Here is a 22,261-nt window from a genome sequence, read left to right on the forward strand (position 1 = left end):
TAATGTAAGTGGATCCTGACACCCGGAGGGTCGGCATATGAGCCTTACTGTCGCGATCATCGGTGCCGGATTCGGCGGGCTGTGCATGGCCATACAGCTCGAGAAAGCCGGAATCCGTTCTTATACGATCTTCGAGAAGGGAGCCGACGTCGGGGGCACCTGGCGCGACAACACCTATCCGGGGGCGGGGTGTGACATCCCCTCGCACCTGTACTCCTTCTCCTTCGAGAAGTACTCAAGCTGGACCCGTCGATATCCCGGGCAGCCGGAGATCCTCGACTATCTGGAGACATGCGCCGACAAGTACGGCCTGCGCCCGCGGATCCGGTTGAACACCGAGGTCACGGCCGCGTCCTTCGACGAGTCGCTGGGCAGGTGGCGGGTCCGCACCACGGCCGGGGAGGAGTTGTTCGACGTCGTGGTGTCGGCGGTGGGACAGCTCAACCGGCCCCGGATGCCCGACATCGCGGGAACATCGGACTTCGAGGGCGTGTCCTTCCACTCCGCCCGCTGGGACCACTCCCAGGATCTGACGGGCAGGCGCGTGGCGGTGATCGGGAACGGGTCGTCGGCCGCGCAGTTCATTCCCCGGGTGGCCGAGGTGGCCGGGCAGGTGAACGTCTTCCAGCGGACCCCCAACTGGGTGATCCCCAAGATGGACGCCACCTTCGGCGGCGCTCTGACGACGGCCTTCCGCCGCGTGCCGTCCCTGCAGCGGGGCTACCGTGAGTGGACCTACCGCTACACCGAGGGCGCCCTCTACCCGGCCCTGGCGGGCGGCTGGAGCACCGGGCTTCTGCGCAAAATCGCTCTGGGCCACCTTCACGACCAGGTCCCCGACCCCGAACTGCGGGCCAAGCTCACCCCCGACTACCCGATCGGCTGCAAGAGGATCGTCATCGACAGCGCGTTCTATCCCGCGCTGACCCGGCCCAACGTGAACGTCGTCACCGACCGGATCACCCGGATCGCACCCGGAGGCGTCGAGACCGCCGCGGGCCTTCACCAGGCCGACGTCATCGTCTACGCGACCGGCTTCCACGCCTCCGACTTCCTGGCTCCCATGGAGATCACGGGCCGTGAGGGGCGCCGCCTCGACGAGGAGTGGAAGGACGGGGCGGAGGCCTACCTGGGCATCGCCGTACCGCGCTTCCCGAACCTGTTCATGGTGTACGGGCCCAACACCAACCTCGGTCACAGCTCGATCGTCTTCATGATCGAATGCCAGGTCGGATACATCATGGGCTGCCTGCCGTACATCGCGGGGAGGGGGTCGATGGAGGTCAGGCCGGAGGCGATGGACACCTGGCGGCGGAGCCTGGATCGGGCCATGGGTAAAATGATCTGGCAGGCGGGCTGCACGAGCTGGTACAAGAACGCGGCCGGCCGGGTGACCAACAACTGGCCGGCGGCGACGACCGTCTACCGGCGGATCACCAAGGAGCCCCGGCCCGGGGCGTTCCGCTTCGCACGCTGACCCGGCCGGGCACGGCCCCAGATCTTCACCGTTGGTGCCGCGCCCTCACTCATCCGGGCAAGGAAATCACACTCTCGATAACGTCATGGCGAACGAGAGTCACCTGCGCAGAAGGGCCTGTACGTGTCCACTGACCTCCACCGCGACGCCGTGGTCGCCGATACCCACAACGATCTGCTGATGGCGGTTACCGCCAGGCCTCCGGAGCGGTGGGCGTCGTTCTTCCGTGAGCGGTGGCTGCCCCAGCTGCGTGAGGGCGGGGTGAATCTGCAGGTGCTGCCGGTCTTCATCGACGATCAGTTTCGGCCCGAGGGGGCGCTCCGGCAGACGCTGCGCATGATCGAGTGTGCGCACACGCTGGCCGAGGGCAACGCCGACGCGGTGCGGTTGTGCACCGACGGAGCGCAGATCGACGCGGCGCTCGGCGAGGGGCTGATCGCCCTGGTGCTGGCGCTGGAGAGCGCGCCGGGCCTGGACGCGTCCGTGGAGTTGCTGCCCACCTTGTACCGGCTGGGGGTGCGGGTCGCCTCGATCGCGCACTGGGGCCGTACCGCGCTGGCCGACGGCAGCGGTGAGGACGCCACCGCCAGCCGGCTCACCGCCGCCGGCGTGCACACCCTGCGGGAGATGGAACGCCTCGGCATGATCTTCGATGTCTCGCATCTGGGTGCCTCCGGGGTCGCTCACGTGCTGGAGCTCGCCACCCGGCCGGTGATGGCCACCCACTCCTCGGCCCGCGCTCTGCGCGATCACCACCGCAACCTCACCGACGACCAGATCCGCGCCGTCGCCGCCACCGGCGGCGTCATCTGCGTGAACTTCCTGGCCGCCTTCCTGTCGGAGGACCCGGCCGACCACACGGTGGACCGGCTGGTGGATCACATCGAGCATGTTGTGAGCGTCGGCGGGATCGACCACGTGGGCCTCGGCCCCGACTTCATACGCGAGGTCATGCACGACGTCACCCCGCCATGTTGCGAGGGATTCAGCTACAGCGGTGTCGACGCGCTGGCCTCCATCCCCGGTCTGGGCGGCCCGAGCGGGCTGCCCCTGGTCACCGACGCCCTGCTCAAGCATGGCTTCGCCGACGAGGAGATCGTCAAGATCCTCGGTGACAATGTCCTCCGTCTGTTCCGCAGCGAATTGGGCAGGTCTACCGGATCAGGCGGGACGGCGGGTACGGCGATCACGGATTCGCCGGGCCGGGGAATCGGGCTGGAGAAGGAGACCGCATGAATCTGAGGCACATACTGGATGACCTGGAGGAGCTCGTCGTCTGCGAGTCCTTCTCCGCCGATCACGAGGCGGTGGCACGCAGTGCCAAAGTGGTCGCCGACCAGGGCTTCAGAAGGCTGGGCGTGCGCCCGGAGACGATCGTGATCGACGGGGTCACCCACCTGCGGTGGAGCTTCGGCACCCCCCGGGTCCTGATCCTCGGACATCACGACACGGTCTGGCCGGTCGGGACGCTTGCGAGCATTCCCTGGTCGCTCGTGGACGGCATCGCCCGCGGGCCGGGCGTGCTCGACATGAAGGCGGGGCTGGTGCAGACGTTCCACGCGCTGGCCGCGCTGCCGTCGCTGGACGGGGTGTGCGTGCTGGTCACCGGGGACGAGGAGGTCGGCTCACCGTCCTCGCGCACGCTGATCGAGGAGGCGGCGCGCGAGTGCGCGGCCGCGTTCGTGCTGGAGGCCAGCGGGGACGACGGCGCGCTCAAGACCGCCCGCAAGGGCACCTCCAACTACGAGGTCACCGTGTACGGCAAGGCGGCGCACGCGGGCACCGAACCGGAGAAGGGGGCGAACGCCGGAGTCGAGCTCGCCCACCAGATCCTCACGCTCAACGCGCTCGGCCAGGGGACGACCACGGTCACGCCGACCGTGCTGTCGGGGGGCGTCACGTCCAACACCGTGCCGGCGCTGGCGACGGTGCGAGTGGACGTCCGTACGGCCAGCGTCGCCGAACAGCTGAGGGTGGACAAGCTGGTGCAGGGGCTCACCCCCCGGATATCGGGGACCCGGTTGAAGGTGAGCGGAGGGCCGAACCGTCCTCCCCTGGAGGAGTCCTCCACGATGGACCTGTTCGAGCTGGCCTGCCGGATCGCGAAGGACCTGGACATGGAACCGCTGCGCGCGGTCTCCGTGGGAGGGGGTTCCGACGGCAACTTCAGCGCGGGGGTCGGCTGTCCCACGCTCGACGGGCTGGGCGCGCTGGGCAGTGGCGCGCACGCGCCGCACGAGCACGTGATCGTCTCGGAGATGCCCATCAGGACGGAGTTGCTCACCCAGCTGGTCGCCGCGGTACTGGCGGGAGAGGACGGCATGTGACGGCCGGCGGGGTGCGTGTCACGGAGCTGTCCGAGATCGGTGACTTCGCGGACGTCTTCCAGCTGTTCGACGACATCTGGCACCCCGAGCCCGCCAACACGCCGATCTCGGTGGAGATGATGCGGGCGCTGTCGCACGCGGGCAACTACGTGGCCGGAGCCTACGAAGGCGACCACCTGGTGGGCGCCTCGGTGGCCTTCCTGGGCGCACCCCCCGGACAGGTACTGCACTCCCACGTCACCGGCACCGCGATCGGCCGCGGCATCGGATTCGCCCTCAAACTGCACCAGCGCACCTGGGCCCTGGCCCGGGGCCTGGACCGGATCACCTGGACCTACGACCCGCTGGTCCGGCGCAACGCCCACTTCAACCTGGCCAAACTCGGCGCCCGCCCCGAGGAGTACCTGCCCTCCTTCTACGGCGCCATGGACGACGCGATCAACGCCGGGGACGAGTCCGACCGGGTGCTCGCCGTCTGGCGGCTCACCCAGCCCCACGTCCTGGCCGCCGCCCGGCGAGAGCCGTCCGCCCCGGCGGTCCCGCCGGACGCGGTGGCCGCGCTGACCGACCGCGACCAGCGCCCGATCTTCGGACGGACCGACGCGCGCACCCTGCTGGTCGCGGTGCCCGAGGACATCGAGGCACTGCGCCGCACCGACCCCGGCGCGGCCAAAGCCTGGCGACACGCCGTACGCGACGTACTGGGCGGCCTGCTGGGGGAAGGCGCCCGGGTGACCGGATTCGTGCGTGAGGGTGGATACGTCGTGGAGCGACGGGTGGGAGACGAGCCCCCTCCTCCGTGAGACCTGGGCGGACGCGGCCAGGAGAGAACGCGAAGATCGTTGGGCCCGAGGCGGCTCGCCCCGGCACCCGCGGCCGGCCGGGCCGGGAGAGTTTCCCCTGAAAATCCGGGACAGCCCACCGTGGAACCCGGCCCTCCACCGGGCCGGATATTCCTCCCGGACCCTGGACCGGGAGAGTCTCCCCATGAGAATCCGGGACAGCCCACCGTGGAACCCGACCCCTACCGGGCCAGGTATTCCTCCCGGACCCTGGACCGGGAGAGTTTCCCCGTGGGGGTCCGGGGCAGCTCGTCGCGGAACTCGACGATCTTGGGGTGCTTGAAGCGTGCGATGCGCGGGCCGAGGTGTTCCAGCAGCTCGTCCGGGGAGAGACTGGAGCCCGGCACCGGCTGGATCAGCGCGACCACGTTGTGCCCCCACTCCTCGTCGGGCACGCCGATCACCGCGACGTCGGCGACCGACGGGTGCTCCAGCAGCGCCGCCTCGATCTCCGCCGGATAGATGTTCACCCCGCCGGAAATGATCAGGTCGGTACGGCGGTCGCACAGGAACAGGAAACCGTCCTTGTCCATGAAGCCGATGTCACCCGGGGCGTACCACTCGCCGCGCATGCTGGAGGCCGTCTTCTCCGGGTCCTTGCGATACTGGAAGCCGCCCTGGCCGGACTTGACGTAGATCATGCCGGGCTCGCCGGGGGGAAGCTCCTCACCGTCCGCGTCGAGGATCCTCGCCTCGAAGCCCGGAACGGGACGGCCGACCGTGCCGGGGTGCTCCAGCCAGTCGTGAGGCTTGATGGAGAAGGCGATGGCCGACTCGGTGGAGCCGTAGTACTCATACAGGACCGGGCCCCACCAGTCCATGATCCCCTTCTTGACCGCCACCGGACAGGCCGCACCGGTGTGGATCACCTGCCGGAGCGACGACATGTCGTATCTCTCCCGGACCTCCGGTGGAAGCCGCAGCATCCGGTGGAACATCGTCGGGACCATCATGGCGTTGGTCACGCGGTGCTTCTCGATCAGCTCCAGGATGCTCACCGGCTCGAACCTCGGCGTGATGACCAGGGTGTGGCCCAGGTGGAGCGCGAAGAGGGTGTGCGCGCACGGTGCCGAGTGGTACATCGGCGAGGTCACCAGGTGGATCTCGTCGCCGGGCCGCAGGTCGCAGATCTCTCCGAGGAACCAGGTGGCGAGCGGGATGGCCGCCTCCGGCTCGCGGCCGGACAACGGCCGCTGCACACCCTTGGGGAACCCGGTGGTGCCCGAGGTGTACCACATGACCGCTCCGGACGACCGGCCCTCCGGGGCGGTCACGGGCTGCCCCTCGGCCAGCTCGGAGACGGTCACGAGCCGTCTCTCATCCGCCTCCACGACGGTCGCGGGCTGTCCCGCGGTTGCCGCGGGAACGGTCACGCGCTGTCTCGCGGTCGGTCCGGTAGCGGTCACGGCCGGCCCGGTAGCGGTCACGGCGGGCCGTCCCGTGGCCGGCTCGGCGGGGTCCTCGATCGGATTCTCCGCCGGGTGGGCCCGGTCTCCGACCACGACCTTGGCGTCGCAGTCGGCCACGATGTAGTCGATCTCCGCAGCCGTGAGGTGCCAGTTGACGGGCACGTAGTACAGCTCCACCTGCCCGGTGGCCATCAGCATGACCACTGCGTCGAGGCCGTTGGGCAGCACTCCCGCGACCACGTCGCCCTTGCCGAGCCCACGGGCCCGCAGGCCGTGTGACACCTGGTTGGCCCTGGCGAGCAACTCGCCGAAGGTCGTCACGGTGCCGTCGGTGTCGATCACCGCACGACGGTCCGGGTCGGCCTCCGCGATCCGGTAGAAGCCGAACGGCAGACTGGTTTCGGGCATGTGATTCTCCTCAGACCTCTTCAGAGCTCCAGCAGTTCGGCGAGACGGGCTCGGTGGGTCCGCGATGGGCCAAGGAGCACCTCGTCGGTTTTGGCCCTCTTGTAATAGAGATGCGCATCGTGCTCCCAGGTGAAACCGATCCCGCCGTGCAGCAGGAGATTGTCGCGGGCCACCTCGAAGCAGGCCCTGCCGACGTATGCCTGGGCGAGCGCGGCGGCCATGGGCAGCTCGCCGGGCGCCTCGTCGGCCGCCCAGGCCGCGTGGCGGACGATGGACTCGGCCTGCTCCAGCTTGCAGTGCATGTCGGCGAGCTTGTGCTTGACCCCCTGGTAGGAACCGATGAGGCGGCCGAAGGTCACCCTGACCTTGGCGTAGGCCACGATGGCGTCCAGCGAGGCCCGCAGCACTCCGAGCTGCTCGGCGGCCACCGCCACCGCGAACAGGTCCCTGGCCCGTGCCACGGCCGCCTCGGACGAGGCGATCTCCTCTCCCGGGCCCAGTTCCACCCGCGCCTGCCTGCGGGTCAGGTCCAGGGTGGTCAACGGGGTACGGTCGCCGCCCCGGACGGCCCGGACCCGCGCGCCGTCGATCGCCAGGATCACGTCGGCCTCGGCGCCGTTGAGCGCACGGTCCCCGTCGAGTGCCACGGTCGCGACCGTGGTTCCCGCGGCGATGCCGGGCAGCAACTCCTTGTCCGCCACCTCCGTCAGCAGGATCGCGGCGAGGGTGGTGGCCAGGAACGGCCCCGGCAACAGCGCCGCGCCGGTCTCCTCCAGGACGACCGCGAGCTCGGCGTATCCGGCTCCGGCTCCGCCGTACTCCTCCGGAATGACGAGGCCGGCGAGTCCGAGTTCGCCGTTGAGCCGCCGGTAGACCTCGGGGTCGTGGCCGATCTCGGACTCGGCGGCCCGCCGGACCGCGGACAGCGGCGAGGCGGAGGCGAGGAAGGAACGGACCGCGCCACGCAGCTCCCGCTGATCCTCGGTGAGCACGAGTTTCATGTGAGTGTCGCCCTTTCAACGGTGATCGGATCCGCGGTGATCAGGCCGGTCATCCGGTGACGTTCGGCAGAGACCGCGTCGGTCCTCAGGTGCCACCCCGCAGAGACCAGGCCGGCCCTCAGGTGCCACCCGGCAGCGATCAGGGCCGTCCTCCCGCGATGCCCGGCGGCGATCGGGCCGGTCTTCCCGCGATCTCCGGCCATCGGCGAGCTCCCCGGCGTCACGCGGGGGATCCCCCGCTCACCTTCAGGTCCCTGAACGGCACGGACTTGTCCATGCGAGGCTCGGGGGGCAGGTTCAGCACCCGGTCGCCGACGATGTTGCGCATGATCTCGTTGGTGCCGCCGCCGAGGGACATGCCGGGGGCGAGCGCGATGGATTCCGCCAGCCCGCCGTCGCCGGCGTAGGCGACCGCCTCGGGGCCGACCAGCGAGGTGGCCAGGTCGGCCTGGAACATGGTCAACTCGGCCAGCAGCAACTTGGCTGCGCTGCCCCGGGCACCGGGAAAGATCCCGGCCTTGGTCTCCTGGGAGAGCCTCTGGTTGAACAGGGCGAGCGCGCGGGAGCGGATGTAGAGCTCGACGAGCTGGTCCTTGACCACGGGGTCGGCGGTGTCCACGGTGTGGCGCAGCGACTCGAAGGCGACCGGGTTGTCCTTCTGGCCGCCCATGCCGACGCCGCTGGAGATGGACAGGCGCTCATGCAGGAGGGTCGTGACCGCGCAGCTCCAGCCGTCGTTGACCTGGCCGATCAGATTCTCCGCGGGGATGTGCACGTCGTCGAAGAAGATCTCGTTGAAATGGGAACGGCCCGTCATGTCCCTCAGCGGCCTGACGGTGACGCCGGGGGCGCGCATGTCCACGATGAACATCGACAGGCCCTTGTGCTTGGGCACGTCCACGTCGGTACGGGTGAGCAGCAGGCCGAAGGAGGCGTGCTGGGCGACCGAGGTCCAGACCTTCTGGCCGTTGACCACCCAGCCGTCCTCGGTCGGCGTCGCCCGGGTCTGTAGGGCGGCGACGTCGCTGCCTGCCCCCGGTTCGGAGAAGAGCTGGCACCAGATCTCCTCGCCGCGCAGCAACGGCCGGAGGTGACGCGCCTTCTGCTCTGGGGTTCCGAGGTCGACCAGGGTCGGCCCGCACATGCCCAGCCCGATGGAGAACACGTAGGTCGGCAGCGTGAAATCCTTGGCCTCCCCCGCGAAGACCCGCTCCTCCGCCTGGGTCAGTCCCTGCCCGCCCCACTCCCGCGGCCAGGTGATCCCCGAATAACCCGCGTCGTACAGGCGGGCCATGAAGGTCTTCGCGGCGGTGACGCCACCCGTGTCCGAGGCGCCCTCGACCTCGGCGCCGGTGACATTGGCCTCCAACCAGGCTCTGGCCCGCAGCCGATATTCGTCAAGGTCCATTTCCGCTCCAATCAGTACTTACTTACTCTAACCAGCGATAGATCGGCCGTACAGAGCAATGCTCTACAGCGCCTTACGGTGTAAGCAGGGGGGATCTTTGCCCCGACTTGGCCATGAATGGCCAGGAAACGGCAATTAATCCGTCTAGTGTGACCGTTTGAATCCAAGGGAAAGAGTGTGATCACTCGGAACGCGTACTCCGTCAGGACGCGGTTGACACTGGTCGCCGTCGTCCTGGCCATGGTGTCCGGTATCGCTCTCACGGTGGTCGCGACGATCTCCCTGTACGGCCTGGCGGGCACCTTCAAGATTGCGGAAGTGGCAAACGCGGGCAATGAGATCGCCCGCCTCATCGAGGGGAAACGGCTGCCCGCCGTACTGCCCCGAGGGGAGGCCGAGGCCATCCAGGTCCTGAACGCCACCGGCCAGGTCGTCGCCTCGACCCCGAACCTGGCCGGCGCACCCCGGGTGACGAACTTCACCCCTTCGGACTCGAAAACCCGGGAGGACAGAAAGATCTGCGGCATCTCCCGGCTGCACGGCAGATGCATGAACGTCGTGGCCCTGCGGAGCTACCAGCCGGACGGCAACTGGATCGTCTACTCCATCGGCAGCCCGGTCCCCTGGTACGTCCATCCGGGGTTGTTCGCCTTCATCGTCGGCGCCTGCCTGCTGACCGTGCTGCTGTCCGGGTTCTGCTCCTACCGGACGGTCACCGGGGCGCTCGTGCCGGTGAACGCGATCAGGAAGGAGCTGGAGGAGATCACCGCGACCGACATCGGCCGCCGGGTGCCGGTACCGCCCGCGCGGGACGAGATCAGGCTGCTGGCCGAGACGATCAACCAGACCCTGGACCGGCTGGAGAACTCGGCGGAGCAGCAGCGCAGGTTCGCCTCCGACGCCTCCCACGACCTGCGCAGCCCGCTCACCGCCATGCGCGCCCAGGTGGAGGAGGCTCTGCACTATCCCGATGACGTCGACTGGAAGACCAAGGCCAACGCGATGATCTTCAGCCTGGACCGGCTCCAGGCGATCGTCTCCGACCTGTTGATGCTGGCCAGGCTCGACTCCGGCGTGACCGCGGCCAGGGAACGGATCGACCTGGGCGAGCTGGTCGGCGAGGAGCTCGACCGCCGCAAGCGCTGCGTCGAGGTGACCCGGAAGCTGGAGCCCGGCGTGGTGGTGATCGGCGACCGGCTCCGGCTGGCGCGTCTGCTGACGAACCTGGCCGACAATGCCGAGCGGCACGCCGCTTCTCGAATCACGGTGAGCGTGACCGAACGGAATGACATGGCCGTTCTGGAAGTGGTCGACGACGGCGCCGGAATCGCGCTCGAACAACGGGAGGTGGTATTTCGCCGGTTCACCCGGCTGGACGCCGCACGCAACAAGGATGCCGGGGGAACCGGGCTGGGACTGCCCATTGCCAGGGAGATCGCCGAGGCGCACGGCGGAAGTTTGAAAGCAGAGGACAGCGCCCAAGGTGCGCGATTCGTATTGCGCATCCCTCTGACCCGATAGTGTTCCTTTGTGGCACGGGGATTTGGGCGATTACGTCGTGAAGATCTGCTCCGAACGGCTTGTGACGTCATAGCGACACAGGGGTTCGGGCATACGCGCACAGCAGATATCGCCCAGGCCGCCGGGGTCAGCCAGGCGCTGCTCTTCTATCACTTCGAAACCAAGGAAAAGCTGTTCGCACAGGCCTTCACCTATGCGGCCCAGCTTGATCTGGACGCACTCGCCAAGGTGGAGGAGTCGGGCGGTTCCTCACCCGAACGGTTGCGCGCTCTGCTCAAGCTCTACCCTCCCACCGGCAAGTCCAAGGCGTGGGCCCTGTGGATCGACGCCTGGGCCGAGTCGATGCGCAACGCCGATCTGGAGGAGATGTGCCGCAGAATGGACATGCGCTGGAAGCAGGCCCTTCGCGCGATCATCGACGAGGGTGTCCGGGCCGGAGCCTTCACCTGCGCCGACTCCGAGGGCTCGACCTGGCGGATCATCTCGCTCATCGACGGACTGTCCACCCAGGTGACCGTGCACAAACGCGTGCTGACCCGTGCCCGCATGGCCGAATACGTCCGTACGGCTACGGCGGCGGAACTCGGCCTCTCCCCCGACGAGCTGATCTGAACAGCCTCCCCGGCAGCACGACCAGGAGCATGGCGAGGGCGATCAGCCCTCCCCCGAGGAAGAGGGTCCAGGTGAGCGGCTCGCCGTACACGGCGACGGCGAGGGCGGTCACCCAGAGCGGCTGGGCCGACAGGATCACCGCGGCGGGCACCGGCGGGACGTGGACCTGGCCGAACGAGCGGGCCAGGAAGCCGAGGGCACAGGCCACGATCGACAGATGGCCGAGGATCGCCCAGTCGCCCGCCGTGGCGGGCAGGGTGAGGCCGTCCGGCGCGGCGAGCAAGCCCGTCATGGCGGCGATGGTGCCGAGCTGGATCACCGTGACCGCGTAGGCCTCCTGCCGTGCCAGGGCGGAGTTGCCGAGCAGCAGCGTGTGCCCCGAGTAGAGCACCGCCGACAGCAGGGTGGTGACCAGCGCGGGCAGGGAGATGTCGCCGCCCTCCATCCCGCGCAGCAGGGTGAAGGCGGTCATCGCGGCCAGTGCCAGCGCCACCGCGACCCAGACACGGCCGGAGATCTTCGCGCCGAGCAGGATCAGCCCGAGAACCGGGGTGATCACCACGTACGAACCGACCGTGAACCCCGAGACCGGAGAGGGCAGGTCGTGCAGCGCGACCGCCTGGGCCGTCTGGCCCACGCCGAACAGCAGGCCGAGCAGGATGCCGGTCAGCCACGTGCTCTCCGACAGTCCCCGTAGACATCGCGGGCGGAGTGCGACCAGGACGAGCGTCGCGATGCCGTACCGCTCGGTGAGCAGGTCCGCCACCGGCATACGCACGATGAGATCTTTCATCAGCGGAAAAGCCGACCCCCATGCGGCGCTGACGAACAACAGAAGTACGGCTCCCAGAAGGGGGCGGGGAGCTGCTACCACTGCCATGCCCGAAGGATTCCATTACCGCGCGCTACCGAAGGGTCACGGACCGGATGGAGAGTGGCCGGAATACAACGCTGAGTGAAGGACGTCACACCGGCACGAGGGACCTCATACCTTCACAGGCCTTTCCGGGCTATCCGGCGGCTTGCGCAACCGGTGCGCGGGCCGACCGGCGGGAGCCGGTGCCCGCTCCGGCCATCGCCGCAGGCAGGACGACGCCGACTCCGGCCATCGGCACGGGCGGATGACGCCGGCTCCGGCCTTCACCGCGAGCGGATAAGGCGACGGCCCGGGCCTCGCCTGGTATACGGGCATGGGCATCCGGGGTTCTGCGCCCGGGCCGGGCCCTGATGAGCGGCGACCGCCGTGGATGCCGGTCCGCGGATCACTCCGTGGGTTTCGCCCGCCCCGCCGACGGATGATTACCGGACCTCATACCGGGTTGCCTTCCGGCAGCCAGGCGCCTTTTCGAGTCTCCCATTTAATGAGTGAAATTCACATCTCGCGAATGTTCGGTGCGACTTTGAACTGCGGAAAGCGTCGCGCCTTGGCGGCAGGACCGATGTCCGAGGATTTTTGTCTGGTTTATTAGCCGGAGTGGACCCTTCGGTGGTTAACCGCCAAACCCACCTCCGTCCTTCACCGGCACCTTGACTACGATCATGGAGACGGGACTCGCGAGCCGAGTCGCGTTGTTATCGCGACCGCCTTTATCATTTTTCGCAGCGATTATTGCCGCACTGGCCGATATCGGCCATCAAAACGATTCGGCGCCGACGGGCAGCTCCAACGCCTCCTCGCCGGGCAGGCCTTCCAACGCCTCGATCAGCAGGACTTTCGTGGCCTGCGGTCCCGTCGCGACGGGACCGCAGGCAGGGCCGCCCGCTACTCGATCGAGAGCCCGGCCGGGCGGCTGAGCAGCGCCGCACGCCGGTCCGTCGTGTTCACGGGCCGGCTTACGACGGACCGGACCAGTCGGGGCCCGTCATCACCCAGTCACCGGGCCGTTCGATCGGGGTGATGCCGCACCGTTCGGCGACCTCGTCGAGAGGCACCTCTCCGGCCACACTGCCGACCAGCAGCGCCTCCAGTCCGCGCAGCAGCGCGTAGGCCGTGGACCGTGGCAGGCGGGCGGTGTCGGTCAGCAGGTAGAGCTGGCAGGTGTTCGTGGCGGGACCGGTGGCGAAGAAGGCCGTCGCGTCCACCTTCGGCCACGCGCCGACGAAGAAGGTCCTGGTCCGTTCGGTGAGGGCGGCTATCGCGGCGGGGTCGCCCGCCGGTTCCACCCTGGGCAGGTCCGGCCAGTGACCGATGGTCCGCGTGTCGTTGAAGTAGGCCGACAGGTCGATGGCGCCGCCGCGCTCGCGGCCGACCTCCTCGCGGAGCGCCATCATCCCGAACGGGTCGTACTGCGCGTGCCGGTAGGTGGTCAGCGCCTGCCCGTGTCCGGCGCGGACGGCGTCGGCGAACGTCCCTTCGGGCAGATCGAGGACAAAGAGCCCGTCCTGGACGACGGTGCCCGCCATGGCCTCGGTCTGGGAGCCGTGCCGGTTGGCCACGATGAGCTGCATGGCCACCTCACGGTGTCCCGTCAGCGTGGCCAGCAGCACGGCGCTCGCGGTGGTCAGCACGCTGGCCGTACTGACCGACCAGCGTTCCGCCAGAACCTCGGCCGCGGCGGCGACCGCGGCCGACTCCATGCCGACCCGGACGAACCGCTGCTCCTCCGGCGTCTCACCGGGGAAGTCGAACAGGGACCTGGGCACCCTTCCCAACACCGTGCGCCAGTGGCGGAACGCCCGCTCCCCGCGCGCGGCGCCCGCTCCCTCCCGCTCGAAGGCGGCCTGGTCCAGCGGCTGCCAGGCCGGAGCTGGCAGCTCGTCTCCGGCGAGCAGGCTCCTCCAGTCGGTCGCCAGGACGTTCAGCGACCACCCGTCCACCGCCAGGTGGGTCAGGGCGAAGGCCACCGCCCGCGGCCGTCCGTCGCGGGTCACGACGGCACATCGGAACGGCAGCTCGGTCGCGTAGTCGAATCCCTTGGCGGCCAGCTCGGCGGAGAGCTCCCTCGCCGCGACGAGCGGTCTGGCATCTCCCCCCTCGAACACCTCGACCGTGAACCGGCCCTCACGCGCCACGCGCTGGACCGGGCCGCCGTGAACCTCCTCGTAGGTCGTCCTGAGCGTCTCGTGCCGCTCGACGAGCCGGCGCAGGGCCAGCAGGACGGTGCCGAGGTCTCGCCTGCCGTAGACGGGCAGCGACCAGGGAAGGTTGAAGTAGGGGTCGCCGTCGTCCAGCCACCGGGTCAGCCGCCAGAACGCCTGCTGGCCCCAGGTGAGCGAGGCCTCACCACCCCGCGTGCCGGTGAACTCCACCGGCTCCGCCCGCTGCCACGCGAGATCGCCCGTCATCGTGATCGGGCGATCTCGACGACGACGACGCGGGAGGCGAGCGTCGCGTCCACGTGGCCGACCAGCAGCGGGAAGCTGTCGAGATACGCCGCGCTGCCGCCCAGATCGAGCAGGACGTCGAACCTCTCCTCGACGGCGTCGATCAGCCGGAGCACCGCGAGCGAGGTGACGCCGAGCGCGGACAGGGAGATGTCCGAACCGAGGATCTCCTCGGGGGTGAGCCGCCCCTCACACGCGGTGGAGATCATTCCCGCGATCCCGATCGCCAGCGGCTCGGTCATGCCGGCGCCTGTCGCACGCCGAGCGGGCGCAGGTCCGTCCGCACCCGGTCGATGTGGGCGAGGCGGTCCTCCTTCGATCCCTCGAAGCGCGCGGACCGCCGGCCCGCGGGCGACTCCCCGCCCGCGAGCCGGAGCGAGTACCGCTCCTCGTTGGTGAGCACCACCGGGAAACCCATGTCCGGACCTCATCTTTCGTACGGTTCCTCGGGCGAACGCGGCCCCGCGGAGCCTCGAACCCGACCACGTCGACCGGGCACCGCCCGGCTTCGGCCGGAGATCTTCGGCCTTGGAGTTCGAGGAGGACGTCACTGCACCTCCGTGCTGGCGGAAGGGGAACCACATGCGTTCCGGGCGGCGGAGAACGGGATCACCCTCGCGGGCACTTCCATGAAGGTCGGCCGGACCAGCCCGTCCGGAGGTCGGTCGACCCGGTGACGTGAGGGTCAGGACGTGTCCGCGGATCCTCCTCGTGGTGAGAAGCCGTGGACACGCCTTGGCGCGGCGCGGAATTTCTCCGGCCCAAAGTCGGGGAATGCACCGGCAGGGCATGGACGCCCGCCCGAGCACACCTCATGCTCTTGTGGGAGTGCGGCGGTATGGGAACGCTCCCACGGATGAGGCTAGAGATTACGCGCCAAATTCGTCAAGGTTTCACGACCGTTTTCGAGTACGGCAAACCGAAACAAATCCCCTGTTAGCGTCCCTGTGCAGATGGGACCCCTTACGGGCGATTTCCATGACCCCCGCCGTCCATCCGCCGATCGGCAGCCGTCCCCTCGATTTCCATGCCTTACTGGGAGCGCTCCCATATCGCCCCGGCTCTCAGGGCCCCTGAGGGGCCCTCAGCGGCCCGGACATGTTCCCCGGTCGCCTCCCGTACCGCTCCCGAAGTGCCGGGTATCTGCGGCTGAGAGTCCTCGGGCGCCCGCTCACTCGATTCCCCGGGCGGAAGGCAGGGGTGGGAGCATGGCCGGGTCATGACAAACCCAACGGAAGGCCATGATCGGTGAGGCGGCTACTCACGGTCCTGCTGCTCGCGTGTGCCGTGCTGTTCGGCGCGGTCGCGCCGGCGCAGGCCCACAACATACTGATCGGCAGCGACCCCAAGGACGGCGCGCAGCTCGCCACCGGTCCGGACAAGATCACACTCACCTTCGACCAGCCCGTACGGCAGGGCTTCGCACAGATCAGCGTGACCGGCCCGGACGGGACCCGCTGGGAGAGCGGCAAGACGACCGTCGACAACCACAAGGTCAGCGTCGGCGTCAATCCCCTGGGCCCGGCGGGCGAATACATCGTGGGCTACCGGATCCTGTCCTCCGACGGCCACCCGGTCGCGAGCAAGACGACCTTCACCCTGACCACCCCCGGCACGGGCACCGCGTCCCAGCCGGCCCCGGGCCTCTCCTCCGCCGGGGCGCAGGCGCAGGCTCAGGCACCCGGTCTGGGCGCCCAGGCCGCCGAGGCCGCGCAGAACGGCGGGGCGGGGATGGCCGTGCTCTGGATCGTCGGGTCCATCCTTCTTCTGGGCTGCGCCACCGTCGTGGCACTGCGCCGTACAAAAGAGCGGGAGAGCGCGTGATGACCGTGACCGTCGAGCACGCCCCCCAGGCGGACACGGTCAGGAGGCTGCTGGCCGGCGGGTTCGTCTCGGCGGCCGTGCTGGCCGTGCTGGTCGCGTCGGCGTTCACCGCCCAGGAGGCGGTGCCGGGAATCGCGATACCCGGCCCGCTGGTGGAGTACGGCCTGCCGGTGCTGCGCGTGCTGCTGGACCTGGCCGCGGTGGCCGTGGTCGGGCTGAGCCTGCTGCCCAAGCTGCTGGGGTTCGACGACCCCGATCGGACCGAGCCGGTGATGCGCCGGGCGCGGCCGATGGCGGTGGCGTTCGCGTGGGCGTGGGCGGTGCTGGCGCTGGTCGTCATCGTCTTCCAGACCGCCGAGCTGAACCCCGGGCTGATCCCGACCCCCGGCATGATCGTCGAGTATGTCGACAGCGTCGGCGCGGGCCAGGGGATGCTCTTCAGCGCCGCCTGCGCGCTGTCCTACGCCGGAATCGGGCTGCTGGCCGTGCGGTTCGGCGAGAAGGTCCCGGCCGAGCTCCGGATCGTGATCGCCTTCTTCGGCCTGCTCCCGATCCCGGTCACCGGCCATGCGGTGTCCTCGGTCTGGCACGACCCCATCATGATCTCGATGGAACTGCACGTGATGGGCGCGGCGGCCTGGACCGGCGGCCTGGTCGTGATCACTCTGCTGGTCGCCCGGGATCGGGAGCTGCTGGCGCGGGTCCTGCCGGGATTCTCCAAGATGGCGACGCTGGCCTTGATCGTGGTCGGCCTCTCCGGTGTGGTGAACGGCCTGGCCACGATGCTCCTCACCCCGGGCGTCGAACTGCCCGGAGCGCTGCTGACCGGCGAGTACGGACCTCTCCTGGTCGCCAAGGCCGCGTGCGTGGCGCTGCTCGTCCCGCTTGCCGCCCACATCCGGTTCCGCCTGCTGTCGCGGATCGCGGAACGGCAGGCGACGACGGTCGTCGCGTGGGCGACGGCGGAGATCACCGTGATGGGTGTCGCCTACGGCGTGGCGGTGGCGCTGACCACGGCCTCCCTCTCCTGAGCCCGGAGCGTGTGACGGCTGAGAGACCACTCGGCGGCCATCCACAGGACCGCGAGCCCGGCCCAGCCGATCACCATGGTCATGGGCGTCACCAGCGGCGGCGCGATGAACGTCGCGTGCTGGAAGCGGAGCGCCTGGTCCAGGAGGATGGTGGCCGCGAGCGAGCCGGCCAGCACCCGGAGCGCCGGAATCCTGATCAGGAACGACAGGTCGACGGCGAGCGCCCCGACGATCAGGAAGACCGGCACCGCCGAGTGCGGGAAGCCGGCGAGGGCCAGGAGGGGCCAGATCAGGGTGCGGAAGGCGACGTAGACGGCGACCATCGCGGTGGCGGAGAACATCCGGCCGATCATCGCGCGGGCGTAGACGGCCACCAGCACGGCGGCGATCACGGCGTAGAGCGGGTAGAGCTGATCGGGCACGGGCAGCGCGAAATGGAGCGCCACGGCCCTGTCGTCCACCGGCAGGCCGATCTGGTCGGCGGCGAACTTGATCAGGATCGGCTCGGCCTCCGGCTGGCCGCGGTCCCAGGCGGCGATGCTGTACACGCCGTACTCCTGGTGCTGGGCCGGGAACCAGACGTTCTCAAACAGGAACACAAAGAGCCCGCCGAGCACCATCGTCCGCATCCGTCCGGGACGCGCCCGGACGAACCAGCCGCGGATCACCCCGCAGATCATGAAAAACGTGCCGATGTAGAGCATCAGGTGGGAGGGGCTCCACGAGGTGATGTCGAGCCCGTTGATCCGGTGGTTGATCAAGTCCAGCGGCACCGCGACCAGGAAGACGCCCGTGCCCCAGGCGATGAGGCGCTGCGCCATCTTGTCCACGCCGTAACCGGTGTAGACGTGGATGATCGTGAGCGCGAGGGCGATGGCGGTGCCGACGCTGTTGAGCAGGTGCGGCGGGGCCAGGTCGTCACGGAGCCACTTGAAGTGCCAGGAGACGTCCCAGGACGCTCCGAGCACCTTGAAGGAGAAGGCCACCAACCACCCGAGATAGAGCAGCCGGAACAGATCCTCGGGTGTCTCCCTGCCCGCCTTCCCACGGGTCCAGTAGGGCAGGGCCCACTCCAGGGCTGGGGTGGCTCGTCTTCTGAGGCTCTCAACTGGCTTCACGCGTCGAAATGATGCCCGCCCTTACCTTGCTCCGCAATCGGGGATATCCCTTAGACATGCGTGGGTCTTGTCCCCTCCTGTCTGAATGATCACCTAGGCCTGCTCACCGAGCCTCCCCTCACTCCTCTCCGGGCCCCTCCTCGACCCTCTCCTCACCTCTTGCCTCGCCCCTACCGGCCCTTTGCCGCGGCCGGTCATCGCCACCGACCGTGACAGCTGAGAGCCGTCTCAGCGGCTTCTCAGCCGCGATCAGTAGGCTCTCCGCATGAAGCTTGCGGGAAGGCCGGCCACCTGGACAGCGGTGGCCGCCGTGCTTGTCATCGGTGTCGCGACCTGGCTGCTCTGGCCGTCCGCGCCACAGGTGCGGGCTCAGGATCAGATGATCCAGGTGCTCGACGGGCCTGGCGACGACCAGCGGGTGACGCTGGACGCGAGTTTCTTCCCTCCGGCCGGTGGCGGCAGGGCGCCGGTGGTGCTGCTCGCGCACGGCTTCGGCGGCAGCAAGCAGAGCGTCAGGGAGCCGGCCCTGCGCCTGGCGCAGGAGGGCTACGCCGTTCTGACCTGGTCGGCGCGGGGATTCGGCCGCTCCACCGGGCAGATCGCCCTGAACTCCCCCGACTACGAGGTCAAGGACGTCCGCCAGCTCGTCGACTGGGTCGCCAAGCGGCCCGAGGTCCAGCTCGACGCGAACGGCGACCCGAGGGTGGGCATCGCGGGCGGCTCGTACGGCGGGGCCATCGCGCTGATGGCCGCCGCGCACGACAGCAGGATCGACGCGATCGTGCCGCAGATCACCTGGTACGACCTGGCCGACGCGCTGTTCCCCAACGCCACCGGGCAGGGACCCCAGAGCGGGGTGTTCAAGCGCATGTGGGCGGGTCTGTTCTTCAGCCGGGGCGGCCCGACGCCGGCCGGTCCGGCGATCGGCGCGGTGACCGGCGCCGCGGCCGACCCGGGCTCCGGCCCGGCCTCTCCCGGCGACCGCGCCGCGCGGCCCGCGGTGCCGCTCACCGCGGAAGAGGTCCGCTGCGGCCGGTTCCTGCCGGAGATCTGTGACATGTACCAGCAGGTGGCCGAGACCGGCCAGGCGACCGCGAGCGCGGTGGAGACCCTGCGCAGGTCGAGTCCGATCTCCGTACCCGGAAAGATCAAGATTCCGACGCTGCTGCTCCAGGGGCAGCGGGACTCGCTGTTCCCCCTGGGCCAGGCGGACGCCAACGCCAAGGCCATCGCCGCCACCGGCGCCCCGGTCGACGTCGCCTGGTTCGACGGCGGTCACGACGGCGGCAACGGCGAGGTCGACTGGATCCACGAGGAGACCCTCGGCTGGTTCGACCACTACCTGAAGAAGAACGCCGGAACCGGACAGGCGGACAGCGCCTTCACCGTCACCCGCGACGGCGGCCGGGACCCCGGCACCCGCCGCCCGGTCCAGCTGCACGCCACCGCCGCCCGCTACGCCGGCCTGTCGGGCACCGGCCAGACCCCGGTGCCGATCAGCGGCCCCGAGCAGCAGGTGGCCAGCCCGCCGGGCGGGTCTCCCTCCTCGATCTCCGCGGTCCCCGGTTTCGGCGGCCTCGCGGGCGGCTCCGCCAACCTCAACCTCTCCGTGGACATGGCCGGGCAGAGCGCGGGCTTCGACTCCGCCCCGCTCACCGCCCCGCTCCAGGTCACCGGCAGCTCCACCGTGAAGGTACGGGTGAGTGTGGAGCCCGGAGGGTCCTCGCCCGCCGGCACGACCGGCGCCGCCGGAGACGGGAGCGAGACCACCGCCGCCGAGAGTGAGTCCACCGCCGGCGGGAGCGGAAACGTCGCGGATGACAGTGGGGACGGCAAGGCCGGGCCGCGTGACGTGACGCTGTTCGCCAAGCTCTACGACGTGGCGGGCGACGCCCAGGCGCCGATCCTGCCGGAGGGGCTCGTCGCCCCCGTCAAGATCACCGTCCCCGAGGGCGGCTCGGCCGAGGCGACGGTGACCCTGCCCGCCATCGACCACGGCTTCGACGTCGGGCACCGGCTGCGGGTCGCGTTCACCACCACCGACCTCGGCTACAGCACCCCCGCAGCCCCGGCCGTCTACAAGATCGGCCTGGCCTCCCCCGCGGTGACCGTCCCCACCTACGCCGCCCTGCGCACGCCCTCCACCGCACCCGCTTGGTGGACCTGGGTGCTGCCGCTGGTCTCCCTCGTCGCCGCGGCCGTCCTGCTGCTCGCCGGGCGCCGCCGCATGAGAGACGACCACGACCCCGCCCTGGACTCCGTACCCCTGCGGATCAACGGCCTGACCAAGGCCTACGGCAACGGCGAACTGGCGGTGAACGACCTGTCGTTCACCGTCGAGCACGGCCAGGTGCTCGGCCTGCTCGGCCCCAACGGGGCGGGCAAGACCACCACCCTGCGGATGTTGATGGGTCTGATCCACCCCGACGCGGGAGAGATCCGGATCTTCGGCCACCGGGTCGTCCCCGGCGCTCCGGTCCTGTCCAGGCTGGGCTCGTTCGTCGAGGGCCCCGGCTTCCTGCCGCACATGAGCGGCCGGGACAACCTGGAGCTCTACTGGAAGGCGACCGGCCGTCCCACCGAGGACGCCCACTTCGCCGAGGCCCTGGAGATCGCCGGGCTCGGCAAGGCGCTGGAACGGGCCGTGCGGACCTACTCCCAGGGCATGCGCCAGCGCCTGGCCATCGCCCAGGCCATGCTCGGCCTGCCCGACCTCCTGGTCCTCGACGAACCCACCAACGGGCTCGACCCACCCCAGATCCGTGAGATGCGCGAGGTCCTGATCCGCTACGCCGCGCAGGGCCGTACCGTCATCGTCTCCAGCCACCTGCTGGCCGAGGTGGAGCAGACCTGCAGCCACGTGGTGGTCATGCACCGCGGGAGACTCATCACGGCCGGCACCGTGAGCGAGCTGCTCCGCAGCCGCACCCCGGTCAACGGCGCGGGCCCCCGCCTTGAGGACGTGTTCCTGGACCTGATCGGAGAGAACGCATGAGCGACGCCAACGGCTCGAGTACGGCCGTCGCCGGGGGTGGGATCGCAGCGAGCGGCTCGGCACCCGGATACGCACCGGGGCGCACGCTGCCGCTCGCCGTGGAGATCGTCCGTCAGTTCAAGCGGCGCCGCACGCTGGCGATGTTCGGCCTGCTGCTCGCGCTGCCGTGGATCCTGGTGATCGCCTTCAAGGTCGGCGCCGGATCGAGCCAGCCGGCCAACTCGTTGCGCATCTCCGACCTGGCCACCGAGGGCGCCCTGAACTTCGCCGCGTTCGCCCTGTCGGTGTCGGTCGGTTTCCTGCTGGTCGTCGCCGTGGCGCTGTTCTGCGGTGACACGGTGGCGAGCGAGGCCAGCTGGTCCTCACTGCGCTACCTGCTGGCCGCTCCGATCCCCCGGGACCGGCTGCTGCGGCAGAAGCTGATCGTCGCGATGGGCTACTCGGCGGCGGCGGTGATCTGCCTGCCGTTGATGGCCCTGCTGGCCGGGACCCTGGCCTTCGGCTGGAACGACGTCCGGGTACCCGGCACCGGCGAGACCATCGCCGCGCTGGAGGTGCTGCCCAGGTTCGGGGTCGTGGTCGGTTACGCGCTGGTCAGCCAGTTCGTGGTCGCCGCGCTGGCCTTCCTGCTCTCGGTGAGCACCGACTCCCCGCTCGGCGCGGTCGGCGGAGCGGTCGGCCTGGTGATCGTGAGCAACATCCTCCAGGCGGTCGAGGCGCTCGGCTCGCTCCGGGAGTTTCTTCCGACCTTCTGGAACACGGCCTGGCTGGACGCCCTGGCTCCGCAGCCCGAATACGGCGGCATGATCAAGGGCGTGGCCATCTCGGTCACCTATTCGGCGATCCTGGTCGCGTTCGCCTTCCACCGGTTCCGGCGCAAGGACGTCGTCTCCTAGCCCGCTCGGCCGGACCTGGCCGATATCGGCCAGGTTTGGCCGGCACCGATCGGGTCCTGGTCGATCCG

Annotated in this window: 18 protein-coding genes; 10 read left to right on the forward strand and 8 right to left on the reverse strand. The window is 69.5% G+C overall.

The window, feature by feature from the left end:
• The first annotated feature begins 37 nt into the window (after positions 1-37).
• The 4 genes from DKM19_RS33390 to DKM19_RS33405 all read left to right on the forward strand — a co-directional run bounded on the left by DKM19_RS33390 (position 38) and on the right by DKM19_RS33405 (position 4,607).
• On the forward strand, positions 38-1,477 hold the full coding sequence (locus tag DKM19_RS33390; RefSeq protein WP_110701265.1) for an NAD(P)/FAD-dependent oxidoreductase: 1,440 nt from the start codon (positions 38-40) through the stop codon (positions 1,475-1,477).
• Positions 1,478-1,600: 123 nt separating this feature from the next.
• Positions 1,601-2,713, forward strand: a complete 1,113-nt coding sequence (locus DKM19_RS33395) for a dipeptidase (protein WP_239513715.1) — start codon at positions 1,601-1,603, stop codon at positions 2,711-2,713.
• On the forward strand, positions 2,710-3,804 hold the full coding sequence (locus DKM19_RS33400) for a M20 family metallopeptidase (protein ID WP_110701267.1): 1,095 nt from the start codon (positions 2,710-2,712) through the stop codon (positions 3,802-3,804). Before DKM19_RS33395 ends, DKM19_RS33400 begins: the two co-directional genes overlap by 4 nt.
• Entirely contained in the window at positions 3,801-4,607 is an 807-nt protein-coding gene (locus DKM19_RS33405) for a GNAT family N-acetyltransferase (protein WP_204358356.1), read from the forward strand. The genes DKM19_RS33400 and DKM19_RS33405 overlap by 4 nt, the downstream gene beginning before the upstream one ends.
• A 221-nt stretch (positions 4,608-4,828) precedes the next feature.
• On the opposite strand, the gene DKM19_RS33410 is transcribed toward DKM19_RS33405, so the two are convergent.
• The 3 genes from DKM19_RS33410 to DKM19_RS33425 all read right to left on the reverse strand — a co-directional run bounded on the left by DKM19_RS33410 (position 4,829) and on the right by DKM19_RS33425 (position 8,872).
• A complete protein-coding gene (locus DKM19_RS33410; RefSeq protein WP_110701269.1) occupies positions 4,829-6,463 on the reverse strand; it encodes an AMP-binding protein in 1,635 nt (544 codons plus the stop codon).
• A 20-nt stretch (positions 6,464-6,483) separates the two neighbouring features.
• On the reverse strand, positions 6,484-7,464 hold the full coding sequence (locus DKM19_RS33415; protein ID WP_110701271.1) for an acyl-CoA dehydrogenase family protein: 981 nt from the start codon (positions 7,462-7,464) through the stop codon (positions 6,484-6,486).
• A 220-nt stretch (positions 7,465-7,684) separates the two neighbouring features.
• Positions 7,685-8,872 carry an acyl-CoA dehydrogenase family protein gene (locus DKM19_RS33425; RefSeq protein WP_110701274.1) on the reverse strand — a complete coding sequence of 396 codons (1,188 nt, stop codon included), beginning with the start codon at positions 8,870-8,872 and terminating at the stop codon, positions 7,685-7,687.
• Between the two features lie 177 nt (positions 8,873-9,049).
• Between DKM19_RS33425 and DKM19_RS33430 the strand changes: the two genes are divergently transcribed.
• Together DKM19_RS33430 and DKM19_RS33435 are read left to right on the forward strand one after the other, a co-directional pair.
• The gene (locus tag DKM19_RS33430) at positions 9,050-10,393 is read left to right on the forward strand and encodes a cell wall metabolism sensor histidine kinase WalK (protein ID WP_239513716.1); all 1,344 of its coding nucleotides are present in this window, start codon (positions 9,050-9,052) and stop codon (positions 10,391-10,393) included.
• 9 nt (positions 10,394-10,402) lie between these two features.
• A complete protein-coding gene (locus DKM19_RS33435; protein ID WP_089213870.1) occupies positions 10,403-11,005 on the forward strand; it encodes a TetR/AcrR family transcriptional regulator in 603 nt (200 codons plus the stop codon).
• On the opposite strand, the gene DKM19_RS33440 is transcribed toward DKM19_RS33435, so the two are convergent.
• The 4 genes from DKM19_RS33440 to DKM19_RS33455 all read right to left on the reverse strand — a co-directional run bounded on the left by DKM19_RS33440 (position 10,962) and on the right by DKM19_RS33455 (position 14,747).
• Positions 10,962-11,885, reverse strand: a complete 924-nt coding sequence (locus tag DKM19_RS33440; RefSeq protein WP_110701276.1) for a DMT family transporter — start codon at positions 11,883-11,885, stop codon at positions 10,962-10,964. The genes DKM19_RS33435 and DKM19_RS33440 overlap by 44 nt on opposite strands.
• Positions 11,886-12,838: 953 nt before the next feature.
• On the reverse strand, positions 12,839-14,290 hold the full coding sequence (locus DKM19_RS33445; RefSeq protein ID WP_110701278.1) for a condensation domain-containing protein: 1,452 nt from the start codon (positions 14,288-14,290) through the stop codon (positions 12,839-12,841).
• Entirely contained in the window at positions 14,287-14,571 is a 285-nt protein-coding gene (locus DKM19_RS33450; protein WP_110701280.1) for an acyl carrier protein, read from the reverse strand. Before DKM19_RS33450 ends, DKM19_RS33445 begins: the two co-directional genes overlap by 4 nt.
• On the reverse strand, positions 14,568-14,747 hold the full coding sequence (locus DKM19_RS33455) for an MbtH family protein (protein WP_110701282.1): 180 nt from the start codon (positions 14,745-14,747) through the stop codon (positions 14,568-14,570). Before DKM19_RS33455 ends, DKM19_RS33450 begins: the two co-directional genes overlap by 4 nt.
• 830 nt (positions 14,748-15,577) lie before the next feature.
• Here DKM19_RS33455 and DKM19_RS33460 point away from each other — a divergent pair.
• Together DKM19_RS33460 and DKM19_RS33465 are read left to right on the forward strand one after the other, a co-directional pair.
• Complete coding sequence (locus tag DKM19_RS33460; protein WP_110701284.1) at positions 15,578-16,153, forward strand: copper resistance CopC family protein; 576 nt, start codon at positions 15,578-15,580, stop codon at positions 16,151-16,153.
• Positions 16,153-17,184, forward strand: coding sequence for a copper resistance D family protein (locus DKM19_RS33465; RefSeq protein ID WP_110701286.1), 1,032 nt, complete (start codon positions 16,153-16,155; stop codon positions 17,182-17,184). The genes DKM19_RS33460 and DKM19_RS33465 overlap by 1 nt, the downstream gene beginning before the upstream one ends.
• Here the strand turns inward: DKM19_RS33465 and DKM19_RS33470 are convergent.
• On the reverse strand, positions 17,142-18,302 hold the full coding sequence (locus DKM19_RS33470) for a hypothetical protein (protein WP_110701288.1): 1,161 nt from the start codon (positions 18,300-18,302) through the stop codon (positions 17,142-17,144). The genes DKM19_RS33465 and DKM19_RS33470 overlap by 43 nt on opposite strands.
• Before the next feature lie 265 nt (positions 18,303-18,567).
• Here DKM19_RS33470 and DKM19_RS33475 point away from each other — a divergent pair, with 265 nt between their 5' ends.
• Together DKM19_RS33475 and DKM19_RS33480 are read left to right on the forward strand one after the other, a co-directional pair.
• A complete protein-coding gene (locus tag DKM19_RS33475) occupies positions 18,568-21,297 on the forward strand; it encodes an alpha/beta fold hydrolase (protein WP_110701290.1) in 2,730 nt (909 codons plus the stop codon).
• Positions 21,294-22,193: an ABC transporter permease gene (locus DKM19_RS33480; RefSeq protein WP_110701292.1), complete on the forward strand. Its 900-nt coding sequence runs from the start codon at positions 21,294-21,296 to the stop codon at positions 22,191-22,193. The genes DKM19_RS33475 and DKM19_RS33480 overlap by 4 nt, the downstream gene beginning before the upstream one ends.
• Positions 22,194-22,261: the final 68 nt, after the last annotated feature.

The sequence above is a fragment of the Streptosporangium sp. 'caverna' genome (assembly GCF_003203775.1).
Taxonomy (GTDB): Bacteria; Actinomycetota; Actinomycetes; order Streptosporangiales; family Streptosporangiaceae; genus Streptosporangium; species Streptosporangium subroseum.